We start from the raw sequence: 16,878 nt of genomic DNA, 5'->3' as shown, positions 1-16,878 counted from the left end.
GTGCACCTGCGCAGGAACGCCCGTGTTCGCCTCACCATGTCGCCACATTCACCACGCCGCGGCGCCACCTGCGCAGCATCCGACGGTCGGATCTCGACAGCCATGGCCCACCGGCTGTGCTGTCTCCGGTGTAGTTCTGCGACAGCTGAAAGCTGCCGGCGGACATCTGCGTGGATTCGACCCCCGGCGTGTCGATGTCGCTGTCGAGCGCCCGCGCCACGATCCGTGAGGTCACGATGCGGACGGAGTCGGGCGTCGGCGTGGGCAGCGGGCGACATACGCTCGCCACCAACTCCGACGCCTCCTCGAGGAGCCCTTCGACCCGGACTGCGTCCTCGTCGGTCAGTTCACGACCGAGACGCTTTTCGACGTCAACTGTCGTCGCCAGCAGAGGCATCGGGGTCCTCACCGTCGGTGTCTGCGCCCGCACCGTCCGAATCGTCCGCCGGGGGCGGTGTGTCCGGAGCCGACGGCTTCGTCGTCTTGCGACTCGACGTCGTCTTCTTCGCTGCCGCAGCCTTCACAGGACGTGCATCCCACACATTCGGATTGGTGATCTTCTTGACCGCCCATGTGGGCACGTCGTCGCCGGGCCCGAACTGGACCATGCCGTCCGGGCCGTCGACGCACACGTAGCGGGTCAGGTTCCGGCCAGCCATCAGGCCACGTCCGCGACGAGCAGCTTCTTCGCGTCGGTGAGCACAGGCTGACCGACCGCATCGACATAGGTGTGCTTCGAGAACGGCGGATTGTCGTTCTTGATGACGACACCGACGATGCCGGGTGCGTCGGAGAAGCTGTAGTCGGTCTTCGCGGCGTCGAGCAGCTCGAGTGCGGTTGCTGTCAGGCCGTAGCGCATGTGACCGAGCTCTGCGGGGTCCGCAGGCAGGAAGATCACCTTGTCGTCGGCGATGACCCGGGTGTCGACGTCGTCGACGGACAGCTGGGTGTCGTACGCGGGCCGCGGGGTCGGAAGGCCTTCCGAGGCGAGCAGTTCGGACAGCTCGGTCATCGTGACGCGAGTACGGCCCTGGGTGGCGCCGTACACCGCGTCGATGATCTCCTTGTTCTTCTGCATCAGCCGCAGCGAGCGCAGCGACGTGAGGAACGTTGCAGGGCGGGAGCCGTTGGTGGCGGTCCACACATCCGACCAGGCGAGCAGGTCGGTCAGCGGAACAGAACCGGTCGTGTCGGTCCATGCAGCGCCGGCGGGGCTGACCGCATGGTTGGCGGGCATCCCGTAGTCCGCCTCACCCTGGAATCCGTTCTCGTTGATGGTCAGCTTGCCGTCGGTGAGAACGTCGCCCCAGGCGAGTTCGACGCGGTTGAGGACCTCACGGGTGAGGTTCTCGGCGTCGTTGTAGACCGCAGTGGCAAGGGCCTCCTTGAAGGTGCCTCCCGTCCGCGCGAATTCGAGCTGCAGACGCTCGTACTCACCGACACCGATGGACGAGGACAGCGGCGCCAGCGGCACGCGCGCCTCGGAGCCGACGTCCCGCTCGGAGACGTGGATCGCGCCGTCGAAGCTGCGGTACTTCGCGGTGCGGTTCTTTTTCACGATCTCCGCAAAGTCGACGGTGTTCTTGTCGCTGTACACGGTCGGGAAGATCTGGGACAGGACGTTGTCGGCCGGGGTGGGGACCCGCCGGACGAAAGTGATCAGCGCGTCCGGGGCGACCGGCGCGTCGAAGAAGATGGCCATAATTCAGTTGCTCCCTGTCAGGGGTAGTCGATCCAGAGATGAGGGGGTGCAGCTGTCCGCGGTCAGTCGCCGGAGGCTGCGGGCGCAACGTAGGGGGTCTCGTAGCCGACCAGGCGGAGCTGGCCCTTCGCGGCGTTGTCGAGGCCGTGCCCGGAGGGAAGCCGCGACTCGGAGACGAAGCCGTGCACGATGAGCGCGTTGCCGACCTTCGTCTCACCGACGACGCTCACGGAGTTGTAGAGGTGGCCGGCGGCGACCTCACGGCCATCCGAGGCGGTCGCGGAATAAGGGCCGTACAGGCCGGTCGCGGTGATCTTGCCGACCACGATGCCCGAGGGGATATACCCGTTCGGGTAGTGCGCGGCCTGCGTGAACGTCGAAACGTCGAGGGTGACGGACGGCTTGTGGTCCGTCCCGTGCTGCGATGCGAGCCAGGAACGGTTTTCCACCTGGTGCTCGGTCCGCTTGACCGAAATACTGGTCATGACTGCCCCTTCCAGGGATCGTTACGTCTTGGGGGTCCCGAACCGGCGATCTGCCTCTGCAGCACCGAGTTCTCGGGACGATGTCTTGTTCGAGGACGGGTGGTTGATGTAGAGATCCACCCCGGTTCCCGCTGCCGACGGCGGCGGGGTGTTCTTCAGCCGATCGGTCACTTTGGTCTTGACCTGGGCTTCGAAATCGGCGGCGGTGGGGTCGAGCGTCCCGATCTCCGCCATGAACGAGCGCGAATCGAGCAGGGCCGCGCCCACTTCGCCCCCGCACCGCAGGACCGCGTTCTCGATCTTCGTTTCCCGGGCCTGCTGCTGTGCCGCAGCGAGATCCGCGCTGAGCTTCGCCGGGTCCGGCGGCGTTTCCGTGTCACCGGTGAATGCCTTGGCGAAGGTATCGAACTGCTCCGCCTTGGTTTTCAGGTCGTCGTAGTCCGCGTAATCCTTCGTCAGTGTCGCCTTCTGACGTTCCAGGCGCTCGCTGACGATACGATCGACGTCCGCCTGGGTGAACGTTTTCGGCTGTGCCGTATCGCCTCCTCCACCACCACCGCCGCCGCCTTCAGGGTCGGGAGTAGTGCTACCGCCTCCGTTGTCGTCAGGCAGTGGCAGCGTGAAGCCGGTACGAAACATCCTGCGGTTCATGAATCCTTCTTTCCGTGAGCCCGTCGGCATAACCGTCCATTGAGCGCTGGACGTGAGCGCAACCCCCACCAACAGTGGGGTGGTCTATTTCGTGGCGCTGGAATTGGCGCGCATGTGAGCGACGATCGAATTCAGGTCACCGGCACCAGCACCCGGGGCTACAGCCCGCGAAGCGGCGACGTAGTCCTTTTCCCACTGGGAGACGTACGGCGGCGGTTCGTACGAGCCACCGGGTCGGACTTCCACCGCAATGCACCGACAGCTCGGGTGGTAGGTGTCTCCGGCGTCCTGTTTGCCGCGCACTCTGCCGCGTCGACCGATTCTTCCGCCGCGCTTGCGGCCCTGGTAGTTGCGCCACCATTCCCACCGTTCGGCGCCGACAGTGACCGCGGCGGCTTCGGTGGAGTAGACGGCGCCGCGCGTTGCCATGACACGGCAGAACGCGCACGCGGTCGCAGACGCGTAACGGGCCCACGTCGAGCCGGGCTCCATCCGGACGTTGCCGACAATGGTTTCGCGGGCCATGTCGAACAACGACAGCTGCAGATCGGATACCAGGCGGTCCAGTGCTTTCTCCCCGATGGCGCCGAGCGCCCAGTGGGCATTGTCGGTATACCGCTCGACGGGAGGCAATGGCGCTGGGGTGGCTCGGTAGGTGAGGTTCGGGGCGGCATCGTCGTACCAGAGCGCAGCGAATTCGGAGGCGGCTGTCCCCCACTTGGACGGGATCTCGGGATAGGCCTGTTCGATCAGTCGCCGAAAAGCCTGGGACTCGAGATCCATCGCCGAGGCCGCGCGCCAGAGCTTGACGACGTCCTCGACAGCGAGGGTGTGCAGTTGCACCAGGATCCGCTGGCGTTCGCTAGGCGTCGTCGTCATCGACGCGCCTCGATGCCAGGTTGTGGACTTGCAGGTCCGTCGACGCCGTCGCGGCCGCCTGATCGAGACCGGACAGGATCTGCGTCAGCGACGCGCGCCGCTTGTCCTCGATGAGCTGCTTCTGCTCGATATCGGACAGGCCGATGCGGTCGTAGGTGACCTTCGAGTCCGCAGGCAGGATGTTCGCCGCGACCAGCTTCATTCCGGCATCCGCGGCTGCCGACGGTGTCGGTGTGGACGGGGATGCCCACTCGACGTGTATGTCGGCGAGTTTGTTCTCGTCGACTGTGCCGTCACGCCAGAGCAGGATCTTGCGGGCGACGTTGATCCAGTGCCAGTCCATTTCGCGCATTCGCTCGATCGCGCGTTGCTCGATCTGCGACTCGAGGGCCTTGATCGAGTCCGACGAGGCCGGGTTGTCCGTCATGATCCCGAAGTACGACGCCGGGAGCCCCGAATCGGAGGCAACCATGAGCGACAGGTATTTCATGATGTCGATGTACGACGTCGGCGGCGACGGCTTGAACTCGTGCATTGTCGGGTTCGCTGTGCTGTCCTCGGCCGGCGGGACGATGTTCATCCGCCCCATCACCAGGGACCAGCCGAGACGGTACTTCTCGTCCTCGGTCATGTCCTCGGTGACGCCGAACTGTTCGGGGTCTGCACCGATCGCGGCGCGCATCGGTCCGGAGAAGAACTCGCGGTGTACTTCAAGGCCGAGCATGGTCCGGGCCGCGGCGCTGATCGTGTACTCGATCGGTGCGGTGATCAGCGACCGGCCGTTCGGGTGCGAGTCGTTGGGGCGGTGCTTGAACTGCTCGACCGGGACCTCACCGCGCTGGTGGCGGTCGCGGTGCGTGACGGTGAGTCTGCGGTCCCTGCGTTCGAGGGTGATCGTCTCGTTCGGCAGGTACAGTGTCTCGGCGAGCGTCCAGCCCTTGTCGTTGCGGACTTGCAGCAACGCCGCATCGAGTTGTCCGGTCCAGTAGTTTTCGCGGACCGCCATCACCGAGGGGGACTTCGATTCGATGACCATTCGGCCGGCCTTGTTCTTGCCGACGACGACGAACGATGTGCCGACTACCAGCGCGTTTTCCATGACCCGGTCCGACTTCGTGCGGAGCCTGGTCGTGGCGACGACCTTGTCGAGACCCTGCAGGTCCCCCGCCGGGGCCTGGAAGTCCAGGAATCGGGACCGTGCAGCGTTGGTGTTGACGACCGTTCCGCCCCATCCGATACGGACCGGCCAGTCCTTGAGCATCGGTGGTACCGCGATGCCGATCTGGTCGGCGACGAACTCGCCTTCGTAGAGGGCGAGTTTCTTCTCGTTCTTGGCGGCGTAGTACCGGACCTTCTCACGCAGCTCGCCGATCGTTCGGGCTTCTGCATCGGACAGTTCGTCGGGAAGCGTCTCATCCAGAACCGGATCTATCACAGCGTCACCGCCTTTCGCTTCTTCACGGGTTTGCCGATGCCCTTGGCGATCGCATCGATGCGCGCCTTCCAGGCCATGACCGCCGCGTAGGCGGCGTCGATCTTCTCGGGACTGTCCGGATAGGCCTTGAAGATGAGGTAGCCGTTGCGGACGTTTCGGCGGCGAGCGTTGAGCACGTGCCGGGTGAGAGACGGTCCACCGTCGTGGGTCATTTCGCCGTTGACGATGGCCAGCCGCATCCGTTCGACGTACTCGATCACGCGCGAGTCCTTTCCTCGTGGCCACGCTGCGATCGGCGATTGTGCGGACGCCTTGACCTTCAGCTTGCGTCCGTACTTCGCTTCCCACGCCGCGACCTGAGACGTCCACCCGGACGGGTCCGCGTAGAACCCGACGACATTCCACTGGTCCATGCACGCACGGACCGTGGAGTCGACGTCGAGGACCGACGGTGCCCAGTCCCGCCCCGCGGGACCGGCCGGTTGTTCCCAGACACGGATCTCGAACATGTGCCCATCGGAGACACGGCAGCCGACGAGCGCGGTCGCGTCGGCCTTACCGCGGTTGCGGCCGCGGGAGCCGTCGAATCCGAGCACGATCGGATCGGACGAGCCGATGACCTTGTCGACGTCCAGGCGGGCCGCCCAGTCGGGTTGCCGCACCCACGAGTCCGAAGCGTGGGTGATCTGGTTGAGAAAGTCCGACCGCGCGATCTGAATGTCCGTGGCCGGATCCCAGATCCGCGAGACCAGCGCGTCGAGGTCCACGTGCCCAGGAGCACACGGAGGGTCGTGGATGACGCAACCGTCCGGATGCCCGGATGAGTCGCCGTACGCGTACCGCAGCCCGTCGATCAGCCCCGTGAACTCCTCGTCACTGTCCTCGCTGGGGGATTCCCGGTCGGTCAGGCTCGTGTCCGGAGGCGCCTCACGATGGTCGTACAGCAACCCTTCTTCTCGGACACGCCCTTGCCTGATGTCCGCCCAGTACGCCGCCGACTGCTCCGCAACCGAGCCTTCGCCAGGGATGAACGCATTCGGAGACTCAACCGTGCGACCACCGTTCTTCGAGGTGTTCGTGCGGATCGTCTGCGCGAGCAGAGGACCACCATTCGACGGCACCCACTCTTCGGTGTTGTGGGTGAAGTGCCCGGCCTCACCGAACGCGAACAGGTGATCATCCGATTCGACAGCGATACACCGCACCGGAACCCGATCGACAGGCTCGATCGCGACGATCGACACCCATCCTGGTCCGCGGGTGGCCTGCTGCTTCACCCGCTCGACCTTGCGTGGCAACGCAACTGGAATCAGACCTCCACGCGGAGTGAAGTCGACCCGGTACTTACCGCCCTGGCTGTAGCGGTCGTCCACGACGAACTTCGCACATGACGTGGTCTGCCCGAGCGATCGGAGCAACCGCACCACACCGTCGGCCAGGCGCCGGTTCGTATTGACGAACGTGCATGTCCCTTGAGTGGTGACGCAGCCGTCAGCGTCCATCAGCCCTCGCAGGAGCTGCGTCCGCTGTTCGATGGATCCAGACAGATAGTCTTCCGGAATGTGCTTGTCTCGGTAGCATGCCATCGCTGACAGTGCCTTGGCCGGTTCGGGACGCTCACACATCGCGAACCCGCGCGCCCTCGTGAAGGTGAGGTTCACCGATCCGGTCGTGGACCATCCGTCCGCCGTGGGCGCGTAGCGACGGGGCCACGACTCGACCCCGATCTGGGCGAGGTTGGTCTGGAGCGCGTCCAGGTCCTTTTCGCTGACTGTGATCTCGCACTTGCCCCGGGTGCCGTCGCCGAGCCAGACACCGAGCAGGTACGGATGTACCGGAAGTGACGCTTCCGGCAGCGGGATCGGCTGAGCTGCGGGAATCCTGTACTTGTACCCATCCAGCATCTCTTCGGTGGTGCGCACCCGTTCGTACCGGGCAGGCCAGCCGACACGGCGTGTCAGCCACAAGTGGCCGGCCGACGCCACGACCGAGGTGCCGTCCGAGAACGTGACTCGATAGCAGTCGTGTTCCGTGGACACCGGTTTCGCAGCCGAGATCCGCACCGGACCCTCGGTTCCGAACACCCAGTCTCCGGTCTCCAGTTCGCCCATCAGCCGCCACCCGTCCGGGGTCGGGATCGGCGTATCCAGCGCGAGCGCCTGGTCGAGGACAGCGAAGGTGGAGGGCGCACCCTTGACTGTTCGCGAGCTCGACGTGACCGATTTGATATGACCGCGTGGCAGGTTCACCACTGTGTCCAGAGGTTCGAGCCCGCGGTATTCGTCGATCACGGGACCTTCGCGGAGCATCTCGAGCATCGGTTGCCACGTGTTGTTGGTCTGTTCTTCCGACACCGCCGCGATCTGCACGAGCGGGGTCCGCACCTTGGTCCAGGGCTTGCCGACCGGTTGTCCGTACGCGTCCCACCCATCCGGTAGCACCGGGGCCAGAGCCTCGACGATCGCGAGGGCCGCGAGCAGCGGAGACTTCCCCCAACCACGCGGCCGGCCGAGCAAGCCGCGGTTGCGGCGGAATCGGCCCGTCTCCGGGTCGATTTCGTAGAACGCGAGGATGAAGTCCTCTTGCTCGAGATACGGAACGAACGGCTCGTACTCGTCCTTCGCTGGAGCTGCGAGGTAGGTGGTGATCCAGTCGATCACTGCGTATCCGAGGGTCGGCACCTCGCCCTCGACCGATGGCTTCCAGGGGATGGCAACACACCCCCCTTCGTCAGACGGAGTCGGAGACCTTCGTGTATGTGGCTGCCGCGTTGGCTGCACAAAGCGCCTCGGCGATCTTCAGCGCGTCGTCCGACGACAGATGTATTTCGATCACCGTTGGTCCGGATGTGACAGCCACCGTGACGACGTCAGTGAGGTCGGCGCGTTCGCCGTGACCGACTGCGACAGAGATACCGTCCGATCTGATCGTCGTTTGAGGCTTGGCGTAGTAGCCGACAGGAGCAAGGTCCGAGATGGTCATACGGGGTCTCCGTTCGCGCGTTTGAAGTCGTCAGGGAACGCCTTGATATGGGCGAGAAGTGCGTTGTGCAGCCGCGCGATGTCGTCGTCGGTGAGCGAGTACGGTCCGATCTCGAACCTCGGACCCATGGCATCGAACGCAGAGCGCACCGGCATCGCGATCCATTAACCACCGGTCTCGTCGACTGCCGGTTCGATCAGCGTCTCGTCGAAGACGACCCTGCTTCCGCCCAGATCCGGGTCATCGAACCGATCGAAATCGAGTACGGGGAATCGGGACTCGATCATGACGCCGAACCCTCCAGCTCAAGCTGCACAGGTTCGGTGATCTGCGCGAGCTTCTTCCGTAGAAACTCGATTCCGGGAGGACGGACCGTTGTCGTCGCGGTGGGTACGACCTCACGGGTATTCCGGTTGATGTATGTGCCGGGCGTGACCTTGAAGTGATGGTCGTAACGTCGGTACGGGAGGTTGTTCGACTGGAGTACGCCGAGTTTGCGGAGCTCGCGCATCATGACATTGCGGCCCCAACCAAGGATCCGCGCAGTCGCAGCGAAGTCGAACGTACCGTCCGAGTTCATGAGCTCGTCGTAGAAGTTCGCTTTCGGTTCGAGTTCGGCGATCTTCTCGTCTTTCTCGGTGAGCATCTGCTGCGCCTCGAGGACCGCGTGCGCGAGGAGCTCGGCGCCGGTAAGTGCCGGGGCGACGCTGTATGTGCCGGTGCGCCGAATCGTCGGCAATACGTCATGAGTGAGCCAACGCTTGATATCACGAGCCTTGGCTGACTGACTGCCGAGGATTGCGGCGTAGAAGCCAGGCTCAGAGATGATGGTCATCTGCTGGATTCCGCCAGGGGTGTGCAGATCTCGCACCCCCTTGTCCTCGGGGTCGAGTCGGCGATTCATAGCGGAGGTCGCGCTGTACTCAAGCACGGATGCGACATCGGCGGCGACGAACCACGGTTCCCCGTTGAGGTCGATAGTGCGGACGTTTGTCGTGCCGTACGTGAACGGGACGAGCTGTCCGGTAGAGTCTGATGCTGACATCGAGGTTTCCTCTCGGTGTTCGGGCCCCGCGGAGTTCACGCTCCGGCGGGGCTTCTACATGGATGGGTGTCCGCTCGTTCAGATGCGAGGGGGCACGAAAACGGTCGCGTTGAGTTCGACTCGCTTCATGAGACCGTCCGGACCGACGCTCGTAGCGCAGATCCCTGATGTGGTTGCGGACGACCCATCGGGCGGTGTCTGAAGACGATGAACGCTCGTGGAGAAGATCTTGCCGTCAACCACACGATTGATGACCACGTCGACGTGGTCCTCGCACGTCCAGTCGACGAGCTTGTCGATCTCTGATTCGAGGCTTTCGCAAATCGAATCGGCCGTGCCCGGACCGAGACGCAGTCCACCCTCGATCATCTCGGCGACTCCGCGGACTTCCTTCTGGACCTGGCTTCGTAGTGCTTCGCGGCACATTCTCTTCCCCTCACTGTGTTGTTGATTCAGACCGCTCGGAATGGGCCGCGCCTCTCGCGCGCACCGCCGGTCGGTTTCGTACGTCGCTCTTCCGCCTCGTCGGCGGCAGCGAACTGGATTTTCAATCGCGCCCGGTCTTCCGGGGTCGCACCGAACTTCGCCACACGTAACCGGAGTTCGGCGGCGAGCTTGATTTCGCCGTTCCAGAAGCGGGCGTGCAGCAGCGCGGTATCCATGAGTTCGGACCAGTCCGTCGAGGTGAAGTCCTCGGAGAGCGGCGAATCACGCCACATCTGCCACCAGTGCTTCGTGCGCGCCGGCCACTGGAAACGCTTCTTCTTCCCTGTCACCTCGTCGGTGAACCACACCGCCGGCAACGGTGGCTGCGGTTCGCGGGTAGCGGGGATGATGCGCAGCGGTGCGGGTTCGGCGTTGCGGCGGACCCGTTTCGACGGGTCCTTCGGGGCGGGGCCACGGCCGGCCATGGTGGTACCTCCGTCCAGGTGATCAGTCCTCAGCGATCCACTTCCGCACGCGACAGGCCATGAACTCGGCCAGGCCGAGTTGATTCGCGATCGGGACACTGTCGTCTCGGTTGTGAAGGAACGTGGATGTGGCGGTGTCGCCGTCGGCGTCCCAGTGGCGCCGGTTCGCGACGACGATGTAGTCGACTAGGACCCCGTCCTCGATGTCGGAGTACGCCGCCCAGACGCGGTCGATCGCGGCGGTGAGCGCGTCGTCCGCGGCGATCTGTTCGGGGGTTCGAGGCATCGTTCACCTTCCATCGGTTCGGCCCGAAATCCCCAGACCCGTACAACATCTCAGCGCCTTTGCCCTCCGTGCGAACTGCGCGAGGCGAGGGGGGTCCCCCGCCACCCCCGCGCCGGACGCCGCAGGTCAGGGCGGGTCAGCGAAGGAGGCCGGGGTGAGGCTCGTCGTAGAGGGGTCGGCGGCGCAGCGCCCTGCCGTCCGCGGCCTCGACCTGGGTCTTCACGTCGTGGCAGTCGTCACACAATGTCTGTCCGTTGTCGAGACTGTCGTCCCCACCTCGGGCCGTGTTGACCTTGTGGTCGGCCCGGAGGGTCCGGCCCGTGGGGTCGTGGCGGCCACACCTGCGGCATCGGTACCCGTCCCGGGTCAGGACTGCGGTGCGCCACCGCTTGTGTGCTGCGGTGCCGGTGCGGCTCCGGCCTCCCGACCGCCACGCCATCACCCACCGCCTTTCGGTGCCCCTGCCCGCGCACCCGGCCTCCGCCCGGCGGCCAGCGGGATCGTCGGTGATCCCGGTGAATTCGTCGCGGCTTTCGGCGAGGGATGCTCGAGGTTGGTCGTCACGGAGCATGAGGATTCGGTTCGGTTTGTTCGGTCAGGTTCGGTGAGCAGTCGTGCCGGGTTGTGGTCCGGTGAGTGGTTCGGCTCAGGCCTTGACCTTGGCAAGCGGTGATGTTCGGGGGATGCGGATGCGCCGACGTCGGGTCAGCAACGTGTGCGGTCCGGTGCTCCCGCCGACCACCTTGGGGTATCCACGTTCATCGCGAACGATGAACGTGCCTTTGAGCCATCGGCAGTTGACCTGTCGGACGGACTCGTCGAGAACATCGTGGCATTGCGGGCCGAGGATCTTCAGGACCTCGTTGTACGCGGTGGTTCCGCGACGGAAGTGGTCCGATCGTGACGACATGAGCTCTCCTCGGGGCGGGGTCGGGGGGTCGGGGCCGGCCATGCCGGGGGGTGCCGGGTCTGGGGTGGGGTCAGTCCCGGTCCCCGATCTGGGATTCGAGGTGGGCTATGCGCTGATGGAGCATCTCCACTCCCGAATCGTCGCCGTCCTGCTCCGCGATTCGGAGAAGGATCTGGGCATCGAACAGTTGGTCCCACAGACTCGGCATCACGACCTCCGGAAGAGTCGATTGCGCACGGTGCGTTCCGCGTCGACGAGCGGCTGGTCGGTCGGTTCGGCGTGGACGTGCAGGACGCCGATGTGGATCGTCACGACTGGGTCGTGCGGGGTGTCGTTGTCGATGGCATCGGCGATGCGTCGCAACACGGCGCCGGTGATTTTCGTGATCGAGCCGATTGGATCCATGACGGGACCTCCAGATGTGGGTGTGCCCCACCTACCGGCAGGGGGTTGCGGTAGGTGGGGCACGGTTCCCGGCGGGCGCTGGCGAGAGCGACCGCACACCGGGAAGTTCCGGTACTTCCCCTGGAATGCGAATGACGCGCACCCGATTTTGGGTACGCGTCATCGACAGAGGACATCATGCCTGTGGATAACTTTTTCTGCAAGCCGTCCCGATGGCATGGGGTGTCGCACTCATCCGAACCCCTCCACCCGCAGCGGAGGCGGTAGGTCGAGTCACTGTGTTTCTCCGATCTCGATGGTCAGCCAGAGCGCGCCACCGCGGCCCTTCTCGACTGCATGGATGACGGGCATCAACTTCGTCATCAGGTCAGGTGTGTCGTCAGGGACAAGGCCGGCGTCGACGAGCCCATCGCACGCGGCCTTGAGCACGGGCAGAAGGTTGTCGGCGTCGCGGCGTCTGCGGTCCTTCGGCCGGTAATGCAAACCCACGGTGAGGTGGGCACATCCGGTCGGGATCGTCGATTGCTTCGCGAGCAGCCATGCGGTAGTGCGGATCTGTTTGGTGATGCGGGAGCTCTTGCTCCAGTGCATCCGCGAGTTCATCGACAGGGGAACCGAGTCGTAACCGAGGTCGAGGATGTACGTCACGAGTCACCGTCCAGGACTGTTCGTAGGTCATCGACGAGAACGGCTTCCGGATCGGTGAACACTTCTCCGGAGACACGATTCGCGGGGTTATCGATGAAGGCGCGCACCCGGTCGAGGGCGAGTATCTGGTCGTCGTAACGTTCAGCAGATCGGTACAGCGCGTGGGCGACGTCGTGGTGTCCGTGGTCGGCGTGCCACTCCGCCCACTTCCGTAGGTTGTCGGTGTCCATGGCGACTTGCACGCGGATCGTGCGCCCTTCGGGTGTCGTCGGATCAATCGTCATCTGCTGCCTCCTCGATCGAAAGGTTCACGCTCCGAAACTCGGAGAGTCGAGCGCAGATATCGGCGAGTCCTTCCCGTTCGGCTTCGAGAGTGGGGTCCATCTCGATCTCGATACGTACTGCCTTGCGGGGAATCACGATTCTTCCTCGGGAATGTAGAGAACGGTGGCCGGCAGATCGAAGCCGTCGACCCAATGGCTCATGTCGTGGCCAGGCGCGATTCCATCACGACCTTTCGCGCGCTTCTCGTCGCCGAGTTCGTAGATCTGGCCCATGTCTCCGGTGCGGATGACAGTGCCGACAGGGAGCTCGAGGAGTTCGTCGATGGTGGTGATGAGCCGGCGCCGGGTATATCCGGCCGTGGTGATCGCCGCCGCGGCTTCATCTGCGGCTCGGAAGAACGGTCGCCCCAGGTTTCGTCGTATGGCGTCGTGCACGAGGGATGCGATGTGCGGAACATCGTTCACGAGTCGGTCCTTTCGTTGGCGAATCGGAGTGCGCGGTTGAACGTTTCCCGCCAGCCCCAGTCGGCCGGCACCCAGATCGGCTGATGCGGAAAGGCCGGATCGATGAGGCACCAGGTGTCCCGGCCTGCGAGGGCGTCGTACCGCTTCCGCACCTGCACCTTCGGTCTCTCTCGGTCTTGCATCTCTCGGTGCAGCTTGATGAGATCGACCCTTATCCGCTCGCAGTTGACCTCGGCCTGTAGTAGGTCCAACGTGCTGCGCTCACGTAGATACGGCAGTTCGCGAACCACTTCGATCGCGATGTGAACGTCCTTGGCGGTGGTCTTGCGGGGGATCGTCATGCGGGTCGCCTTTCGGATCGGATAGTGGATTCGAGATTCCGGGCCCATGTGCGGCGGTTGGTCGCTGCTCTCGATCTGCCTCCGCGCTCACACTGTTCGGCCAATCGGAGCAGGATCTCTGGGCTCAAATCGACGGTCATGCATGGAGCCTTTCGGGTTCGATGATGTCGTTCGGTTCGCGAAGCATCTTCGATAGCCAGTCCCATTCGCGGATCGGCCACGCCGGTTGACCACGGAGCCGAGACCCGCACGCCGACGACGGTGGTGCACAGTTCAGTCCGCGGCAGATGACGAGGGGTTCGTCGTCGTCGGACTCGGGGTAGTGGATCTGCATGGTCCGCTCCCCCACACCGGCCGGGGTCGCGCCGTAGCACCACGGGCAGATCCCGTTCATCACCTGCCCGTCACGGATATCACCGAGCAACCGCGCGGTCGCCGACACGATCGGCGCCAATTGCTGTTCGACCCACGGAACGGTGCGGTCGTCGTTGTCGTGGGCTTCGGCGATCCATGTTGCGGTCGTGCGCATCCATGAGCATGGGTCGGCCGAGGCCGGGACGTGGGGCAGGAACTCCTCGGCGCGGATCGGTGGGTCAGCGTCCGGGTTGTCGAGGCCCGCGGTGACGACGATGGTTCGGGCGACATCGTCAATGACGGTGGCGATGCGCGCCAGCAGGTCGAGAACTCCGACGTCGGCCGGCGCCGGGCGAGGTACGCCCTTCTTGCCGAGTCGTTCGGCGTCGACGTCCGAGAGGACGCCGGCGCGCCGTGGTGTTTCCACCCATGTGCGCGGCGGACCGGGGATCTTGAGGACGACGAGCGCCGGCCATGCCTCGGTGAGGTAGTCGAGGTCGCGGATGACGCGTTGGACGTCCGGGTGGATCAGCTTCACGCCGGCCGCCTTTCCTGGGAGTGGATCTGGTGTCGGAGTCGTTGGTGGGCGTTGTTCGCCGCGCGGCGTTGCTGTTCGGTCCAGCCGTGGTGGGGGTCGGGTGCGGTGGGTAGCCAGGCGAGCAGGTCGGACATGGTGCGGTTGTGGTCGACCATGGCGGCGCAGGAGATGGCGAGCCCGATGAGCCCGGCCCTGTCGAGGCCAGCGGTGAGGCGGGCGACGTCCCGGTCGTCTCCGTCGCCGTGGGCGATGGCGACGAGTTCGAGTGCTCGCTTGTCGATGTCGTCGATCTGGCGTTCGGTCAGAGCCGGTTGGTTAGTGGTCATGGGGGTGTCCTTCCGGCGGCGCGCATTTCCAGCAGGGCTCGGGCAGATGGTGTTCGGGACAGGTGGTCTCGTCGACCATCGACGGCGGTCCGGTCCATCCCGCCCAGGGGGAGCCGAACCGGCCCGGGGCCGGCACGTGTGGTGCGGCGCCCGCATCCCACTCACGGGACTCGGGTTCAGGTTCGGGAATCGGTTTCGAGGACTCGATCAGTTGGTCAGGGGTTGAGAGGTTCCGGTTACGGTTCCTGCCTCTTGGACGACGACGACGTTTGCGAGGTGATCTCTCGTCAACAGCAGCGGCTGACCCATCCTCGTTACCCTCACCAGGAACCCAACCCTGACCCTGCCCTGACCCTGCCAGGCCCGTACGCGTGCGCGTCGCCCGCGTGGGGACAGTTCGTTTCGCGTGGTCGGGTGCGTGGTCGGGGCGTGGTCGGCGTGTGGTCGCGTCACCGCTGGTCGTGACGGGTTCCTCTTCTACGCGAGCGTGCGGCGGGATCGTCCCTGCAGCGGCGGGGGCCGGCGGGATCGTCCCAGCATCAGCAGTGGCCGGCGGGATCGTCCCTGCGACGGCAGTGGCCGGCGGGATCGTCCCTGCAGCGGGATGCGGAGAGGTGTTGTCACGAGCAGGCGGGGGCAGCAGGACCATATCGGCTTGGGCCGGGGTTCGCTGTCCCTTGTGCTGGTTGCAAGCCTTGCAGCACAAAACGATGTTGCGGACACCGTCGGCGCGGTTCGGATCGACGTGGTCGAGCGAGACCCGGCGGCCGGATTCGGATTTCGTGTCCTTGCGGCGGATGAGGATGCCGCAGTAACGGCAGTGTGCTTCGGTCGGTTTGGTGGGGTCGATGCAGTCGCGTGCCCATACCGAGTTGATGATTTCCTGGTCTTTGAGCTCCTTTCGTTTGCGGCGGGTGATATCGACTTTGTCGCCAGGGTCGTATCCCATGTCGAACCAGTCGTGGAACAGGTAGGTGCCGGGTTCGACCTCGGGGCAGCGAGGGCAGGTGTGGCCGGGGGCGTGCCAGAGGCCGACCTCGACGAGGATCGACGCTAGGTGCTCGGCCATCTGCGGGTTGAGCAGGATGCGGATCAGATCGGTTCGCCGGACCACACCATCTTTCGGGCGATGCTCGGCCGTGCCGTTCGCGTCGGCGCCGGCCATCGTCCACAGTCCGATCGCAGCGATTCCGTCGAGGTGCCCCTCGAGTGCCCGCTCAGCCAGAGCTCGATGTTTCGGGCTCTGCGGAACTTGGTCGCTTACCTGGAAGAACAATTCTGGGACCTGTCGTCATACCGTGACGGGATCGAGGTTCGGCCATGTGCCGATTCCACAGATCTCGGACTCGAACACCTCGGGCAGGAGCATCTTGCGCGCCGATGCGATGCGGTCGAAGTCGATGCGGGGTGACGGGTTCGCGCGGGCGATGACCGACGGTTTCGTGAGGTCCTGCTCGAGGTCCCCGTTCTCGTCTCGGCGGTCGGGGACGGAGTACTCGATCCAGCACAGGCTTGGGTCGGTTCCGGTAAGTCCCCGGTTCCGTACCGCGGTGAATACCCGCCCGTTCGGGTGCCGGTCCTGGTGGACAGCGGTCCCGACGTACCAGACCTGCCGGCGGGGGCTCTGGGGCTTACGAAACGGGGTTCCGTGCACCGCGGCGCGGGCCCACTCATCAGGCGCGTCGTGCGCGTCGTCGATGACGAGCAGGTCGGCGTCGATCGCGGCATCGATGGTGACGGACCGGCGAGGGCAGAATCGGATAGATCCACCGTTCCGCATCACTATCAGGTTCTCGCGGTAGTGGATGCCCTGCACCTGCGTGGCGAGTTCCGCCGAACTTTCGAGGACGTCACAGAACGATCGAAAGTGGAGGACCGCGGTCTGGCGCGATGGGAGGGTGTAGACGACCTGATCACGTAGCGTGAGCAATCCGCCGAGGGCGCGTGCTTCGGCGACGAACGTCCGGCCGTTCTGCGCGCCGGTGAGCAATCCGACCTCGGAGGCGGACCATGTCCATCCGGCGAGGAACGGGTTCGTACCGTCCTCGGCGAGAGTGTCCATGCGCGAGGATTTTTCGAGGACGACATGCTGCCACGTGTCCAGGGGGCGTCCGGCCTTCTCGGAGATCTCGGCGAGGTCAGAGCCGAGGTTCATGTCGAGGGTGGACGGGGGCGAGGTGAAGATGCGGGGTTTGTGCCGGCGGCGTGTAGGACGGTTCACGAGGATCGGT

The 16,878-nt window shown here is 64.9% G+C and carries 26 protein-coding genes; all 26 read right to left on the bottom strand.

The window, feature by feature from the left end:
- Positions 1 to 31: 31 nt before the first annotated feature.
- The gene (locus tag C6Y44_RS04170; protein WP_192378672.1) at positions 32 to 397 is read right to left on the bottom strand and encodes a hypothetical protein; all 366 of its coding nucleotides are present in this window, start codon (positions 395 to 397) and stop codon (positions 32 to 34) included.
- Positions 372 to 659, bottom strand: a complete 288-nt coding sequence (locus C6Y44_RS04165; protein WP_192378671.1) for a hypothetical protein — start codon at positions 657 to 659, stop codon at positions 372 to 374. The genes C6Y44_RS04170 and C6Y44_RS04165 overlap by 26 nt, the downstream gene beginning before the upstream one ends.
- On the bottom strand, positions 659 to 1,702 hold the full coding sequence (locus C6Y44_RS04160) for a major capsid protein (protein ID WP_192378670.1): 1,044 nt from the start codon (positions 1,700 to 1,702) through the stop codon (positions 659 to 661). Before C6Y44_RS04160 ends, C6Y44_RS04165 begins: the two co-directional genes overlap by 1 nt.
- A 62-nt stretch (positions 1,703 to 1,764) precedes the next feature.
- Positions 1,765 to 2,187: a head decoration protein gene (locus C6Y44_RS04155; RefSeq protein ID WP_192378669.1), complete on the bottom strand. Its 423-nt coding sequence runs from the start codon at positions 2,185 to 2,187 to the stop codon at positions 1,765 to 1,767.
- 21 nt (positions 2,188 to 2,208) lie between these two features.
- Positions 2,209 to 2,838: a hypothetical protein gene (locus C6Y44_RS04150; protein ID WP_192378668.1), complete on the bottom strand. Its 630-nt coding sequence runs from the start codon at positions 2,836 to 2,838 to the stop codon at positions 2,209 to 2,211.
- A gap of 84 nt (positions 2,839 to 2,922) precedes the next feature.
- Positions 2,923 to 3,717: a VG15 protein gene (locus C6Y44_RS04145; RefSeq protein ID WP_192378667.1), complete on the bottom strand. Its 795-nt coding sequence runs from the start codon at positions 3,715 to 3,717 to the stop codon at positions 2,923 to 2,925.
- Entirely contained in the window at positions 3,701 to 5,152 is a 1,452-nt protein-coding gene (locus C6Y44_RS04140; protein WP_192378666.1) for a phage portal protein, read from the bottom strand. Before C6Y44_RS04140 ends, C6Y44_RS04145 begins: the two co-directional genes overlap by 17 nt.
- Positions 5,149 to 7,833, bottom strand: coding sequence for an LAGLIDADG family homing endonuclease (locus C6Y44_RS04135; RefSeq protein ID WP_192378665.1), 2,685 nt, complete (start codon positions 7,831 to 7,833; stop codon positions 5,149 to 5,151). The genes C6Y44_RS04140 and C6Y44_RS04135 overlap by 4 nt, the downstream gene beginning before the upstream one ends.
- 49 nt (positions 7,834 to 7,882) lie before the next feature.
- Entirely contained in the window at positions 7,883 to 8,134 is a 252-nt protein-coding gene (locus C6Y44_RS04130) for a hypothetical protein (RefSeq protein WP_192378664.1), read from the bottom strand.
- Positions 8,131 to 8,289, bottom strand: a complete 159-nt coding sequence (locus C6Y44_RS04125; protein ID WP_192378663.1) for a hypothetical protein — start codon at positions 8,287 to 8,289, stop codon at positions 8,131 to 8,133. Before C6Y44_RS04125 ends, C6Y44_RS04130 begins: the two co-directional genes overlap by 4 nt.
- 9 nt (positions 8,290 to 8,298) lie before the next feature.
- Complete coding sequence (locus C6Y44_RS28330) at positions 8,299 to 8,421, bottom strand: hypothetical protein (protein WP_263869918.1); 123 nt, start codon at positions 8,419 to 8,421, stop codon at positions 8,299 to 8,301.
- Positions 8,418 to 9,218 (bottom strand): BRO family protein, encoded by an 801-nt coding sequence (locus C6Y44_RS04120; protein WP_192378662.1) that lies wholly within the window; start codon positions 9,216 to 9,218, stop codon positions 8,418 to 8,420. The genes C6Y44_RS28330 and C6Y44_RS04120 overlap by 4 nt, the downstream gene beginning before the upstream one ends.
- Before the next feature lie 413 nt (positions 9,219 to 9,631).
- Entirely contained in the window at positions 9,632 to 10,090 is a 459-nt protein-coding gene (locus C6Y44_RS28055) for a phage terminase small subunit (RefSeq protein WP_225623725.1), read from the bottom strand.
- Between the two features lie 22 nt (positions 10,091 to 10,112).
- Positions 10,113 to 10,376, bottom strand: coding sequence for a hypothetical protein (locus C6Y44_RS04110; RefSeq protein WP_192378661.1), 264 nt, complete (start codon positions 10,374 to 10,376; stop codon positions 10,113 to 10,115).
- Positions 10,377 to 10,512: 136 nt separating this feature from the next.
- Positions 10,513 to 10,815, bottom strand: coding sequence for an HNH endonuclease (locus C6Y44_RS28445; RefSeq protein ID WP_225623808.1), 303 nt, complete (start codon positions 10,813 to 10,815; stop codon positions 10,513 to 10,515).
- Between the two features lie 207 nt (positions 10,816 to 11,022).
- Positions 11,023 to 11,286: a hypothetical protein gene (locus C6Y44_RS04100; RefSeq protein WP_192378659.1), complete on the bottom strand. Its 264-nt coding sequence runs from the start codon at positions 11,284 to 11,286 to the stop codon at positions 11,023 to 11,025.
- Positions 11,287 to 11,356: 70 nt separating this feature from the next.
- Positions 11,357 to 11,494, bottom strand: coding sequence for a hypothetical protein (locus C6Y44_RS04095; RefSeq protein WP_192378658.1), 138 nt, complete (start codon positions 11,492 to 11,494; stop codon positions 11,357 to 11,359).
- Positions 11,494 to 11,691, bottom strand: coding sequence for a hypothetical protein (locus tag C6Y44_RS04090; RefSeq protein WP_192378657.1), 198 nt, complete (start codon positions 11,689 to 11,691; stop codon positions 11,494 to 11,496). The genes C6Y44_RS04095 and C6Y44_RS04090 overlap by 1 nt, the downstream gene beginning before the upstream one ends.
- A gap of 273 nt (positions 11,692 to 11,964) precedes the next feature.
- Positions 11,965 to 12,339 carry a RusA family crossover junction endodeoxyribonuclease gene (locus C6Y44_RS04085; protein ID WP_225623724.1) on the bottom strand — a complete coding sequence of 125 codons (375 nt, stop codon included), beginning with the start codon at positions 12,337 to 12,339 and terminating at the stop codon, positions 11,965 to 11,967.
- The gene (locus tag C6Y44_RS04080) at positions 12,336 to 12,623 is read right to left on the bottom strand and encodes a hypothetical protein (RefSeq protein WP_192378656.1); all 288 of its coding nucleotides are present in this window, start codon (positions 12,621 to 12,623) and stop codon (positions 12,336 to 12,338) included. Before C6Y44_RS04080 ends, C6Y44_RS04085 begins: the two co-directional genes overlap by 4 nt.
- 132 nt (positions 12,624 to 12,755) lie before the next feature.
- On the bottom strand, positions 12,756 to 13,088 hold the full coding sequence (locus C6Y44_RS04075) for a hypothetical protein (protein ID WP_192378655.1): 333 nt from the start codon (positions 13,086 to 13,088) through the stop codon (positions 12,756 to 12,758).
- Complete coding sequence (locus C6Y44_RS04070; protein ID WP_192378654.1) at positions 13,085 to 13,429, bottom strand: hypothetical protein; 345 nt, start codon at positions 13,427 to 13,429, stop codon at positions 13,085 to 13,087. Before C6Y44_RS04070 ends, C6Y44_RS04075 begins: the two co-directional genes overlap by 4 nt.
- A 136-nt stretch (positions 13,430 to 13,565) precedes the next feature.
- Positions 13,566 to 14,321, bottom strand: coding sequence for a hypothetical protein (locus C6Y44_RS04065; protein WP_192378653.1), 756 nt, complete (start codon positions 14,319 to 14,321; stop codon positions 13,566 to 13,568).
- The gene (locus C6Y44_RS04060) at positions 14,318 to 14,647 is read right to left on the bottom strand and encodes a hypothetical protein (RefSeq protein ID WP_192378652.1); all 330 of its coding nucleotides are present in this window, start codon (positions 14,645 to 14,647) and stop codon (positions 14,318 to 14,320) included. The genes C6Y44_RS04065 and C6Y44_RS04060 overlap by 4 nt, the downstream gene beginning before the upstream one ends.
- Complete coding sequence (locus C6Y44_RS04055) at positions 14,637 to 15,812, bottom strand: HNH endonuclease (protein WP_225623723.1); 1,176 nt, start codon at positions 15,810 to 15,812, stop codon at positions 14,637 to 14,639. The genes C6Y44_RS04060 and C6Y44_RS04055 overlap by 11 nt, the downstream gene beginning before the upstream one ends.
- Positions 15,813 to 15,938: 126 nt before the next feature.
- Positions 15,939 to 16,868 carry a hypothetical protein gene (locus tag C6Y44_RS04050; protein WP_192378651.1) on the bottom strand — a complete coding sequence of 310 codons (930 nt, stop codon included), beginning with the start codon at positions 16,866 to 16,868 and terminating at the stop codon, positions 15,939 to 15,941.
- Positions 16,869 to 16,878 lie beyond the last annotated feature (10 nt).

Origin of the sequence: Rhodococcus rhodochrous (assembly GCF_014854695.1) — a bacterium.
In the GTDB taxonomy this organism is placed as follows: Bacteria; Actinomycetota; Actinomycetes; order Mycobacteriales; family Mycobacteriaceae; genus Rhodococcus.
Note: the sequence above shows the minus strand (reverse complement) of the source record. Positions and strands in the feature narration are given on the sequence as shown.

Excerpts from the sequence above, each read along its gene's own strand:
- C6Y44_RS04160 (WP_192378670.1), bottom strand. The coding sequence starts at position 1,702 with ATGGCCATCTTCTTCGACGCGCCGGTCGCCCCGGACGCGCTGATCACT.
- C6Y44_RS04150 (WP_192378668.1), bottom strand. The coding sequence starts at position 2,838 with ATGAACCGCAGGATGTTTCGTACCGGCTTCACGCTGCCACTGCCTGAC.
- C6Y44_RS28055 (WP_225623725.1), bottom strand. The coding sequence starts at position 10,090 with ATGGCCGGCCGTGGCCCCGCCCCGAAGGACCCGTCGAAACGGGTCCGC.
- C6Y44_RS04100 (WP_192378659.1), bottom strand. The coding sequence starts at position 11,286 with ATGTCGTCACGATCGGACCACTTCCGTCGCGGAACCACCGCGTACAAC.
- C6Y44_RS04060 (WP_192378652.1), bottom strand. The coding sequence starts at position 14,647 with ATGACCACTAACCAACCGGCTCTGACCGAACGCCAGATCGACGACATC.
- C6Y44_RS04110 (WP_192378661.1), bottom strand. The coding sequence starts at position 10,376 with ATGCCTCGAACCCCCGAACAGATCGCCGCGGACGACGCGCTCACCGCC.
- C6Y44_RS04095 (WP_192378658.1), bottom strand. The coding sequence starts at position 11,494 with ATGCCGAGTCTGTGGGACCAACTGTTCGATGCCCAGATCCTTCTCCGA.
- C6Y44_RS04080 (WP_192378656.1), bottom strand. The coding sequence starts at position 12,623 with ATGACGATTGATCCGACGACACCCGAAGGGCGCACGATCCGCGTGCAA.
- C6Y44_RS04130 (WP_192378664.1), bottom strand. The coding sequence starts at position 8,134 with ATGACCATCTCGGACCTTGCTCCTGTCGGCTACTACGCCAAGCCTCAA.
- C6Y44_RS04145 (WP_192378667.1), bottom strand. The coding sequence starts at position 3,717 with ATGACGACGACGCCTAGCGAACGCCAGCGGATCCTGGTGCAACTGCAC.
- C6Y44_RS04165 (WP_192378671.1), bottom strand. The coding sequence starts at position 659 with ATGGCTGGCCGGAACCTGACCCGCTACGTGTGCGTCGACGGCCCGGAC.
- C6Y44_RS04155 (WP_192378669.1), bottom strand. The coding sequence starts at position 2,187 with ATGACCAGTATTTCGGTCAAGCGGACCGAGCACCAGGTGGAAAACCGT.
- C6Y44_RS28445 (WP_225623808.1), bottom strand. The coding sequence starts at position 10,815 with ATGGCGTGGCGGTCGGGAGGCCGGAGCCGCACCGGCACCGCAGCACAC.
- C6Y44_RS28330 (WP_263869918.1), bottom strand. The coding sequence starts at position 8,421 with ATGATCGAGTCCCGATTCCCCGTACTCGATTTCGATCGGTTCGATGAC.
- C6Y44_RS04125 (WP_192378663.1), bottom strand. The coding sequence starts at position 8,289 with ATGCCGGTGCGCTCTGCGTTCGATGCCATGGGTCCGAGGTTCGAGATC.
- C6Y44_RS04070 (WP_192378654.1), bottom strand. The coding sequence starts at position 13,429 with ATGACGATCCCCCGCAAGACCACCGCCAAGGACGTTCACATCGCGATC.
- C6Y44_RS04055 (WP_225623723.1), bottom strand. The coding sequence starts at position 15,812 with ATGGCCGGCGCCGACGCGAACGGCACGGCCGAGCATCGCCCGAAAGAT.
- C6Y44_RS04090 (WP_192378657.1), bottom strand. The coding sequence starts at position 11,691 with ATGGATCCAATCGGCTCGATCACGAAAATCACCGGCGCCGTGTTGCGA.
- C6Y44_RS04170 (WP_192378672.1), bottom strand. The coding sequence starts at position 397 with ATGCCTCTGCTGGCGACGACAGTTGACGTCGAAAAGCGTCTCGGTCGT.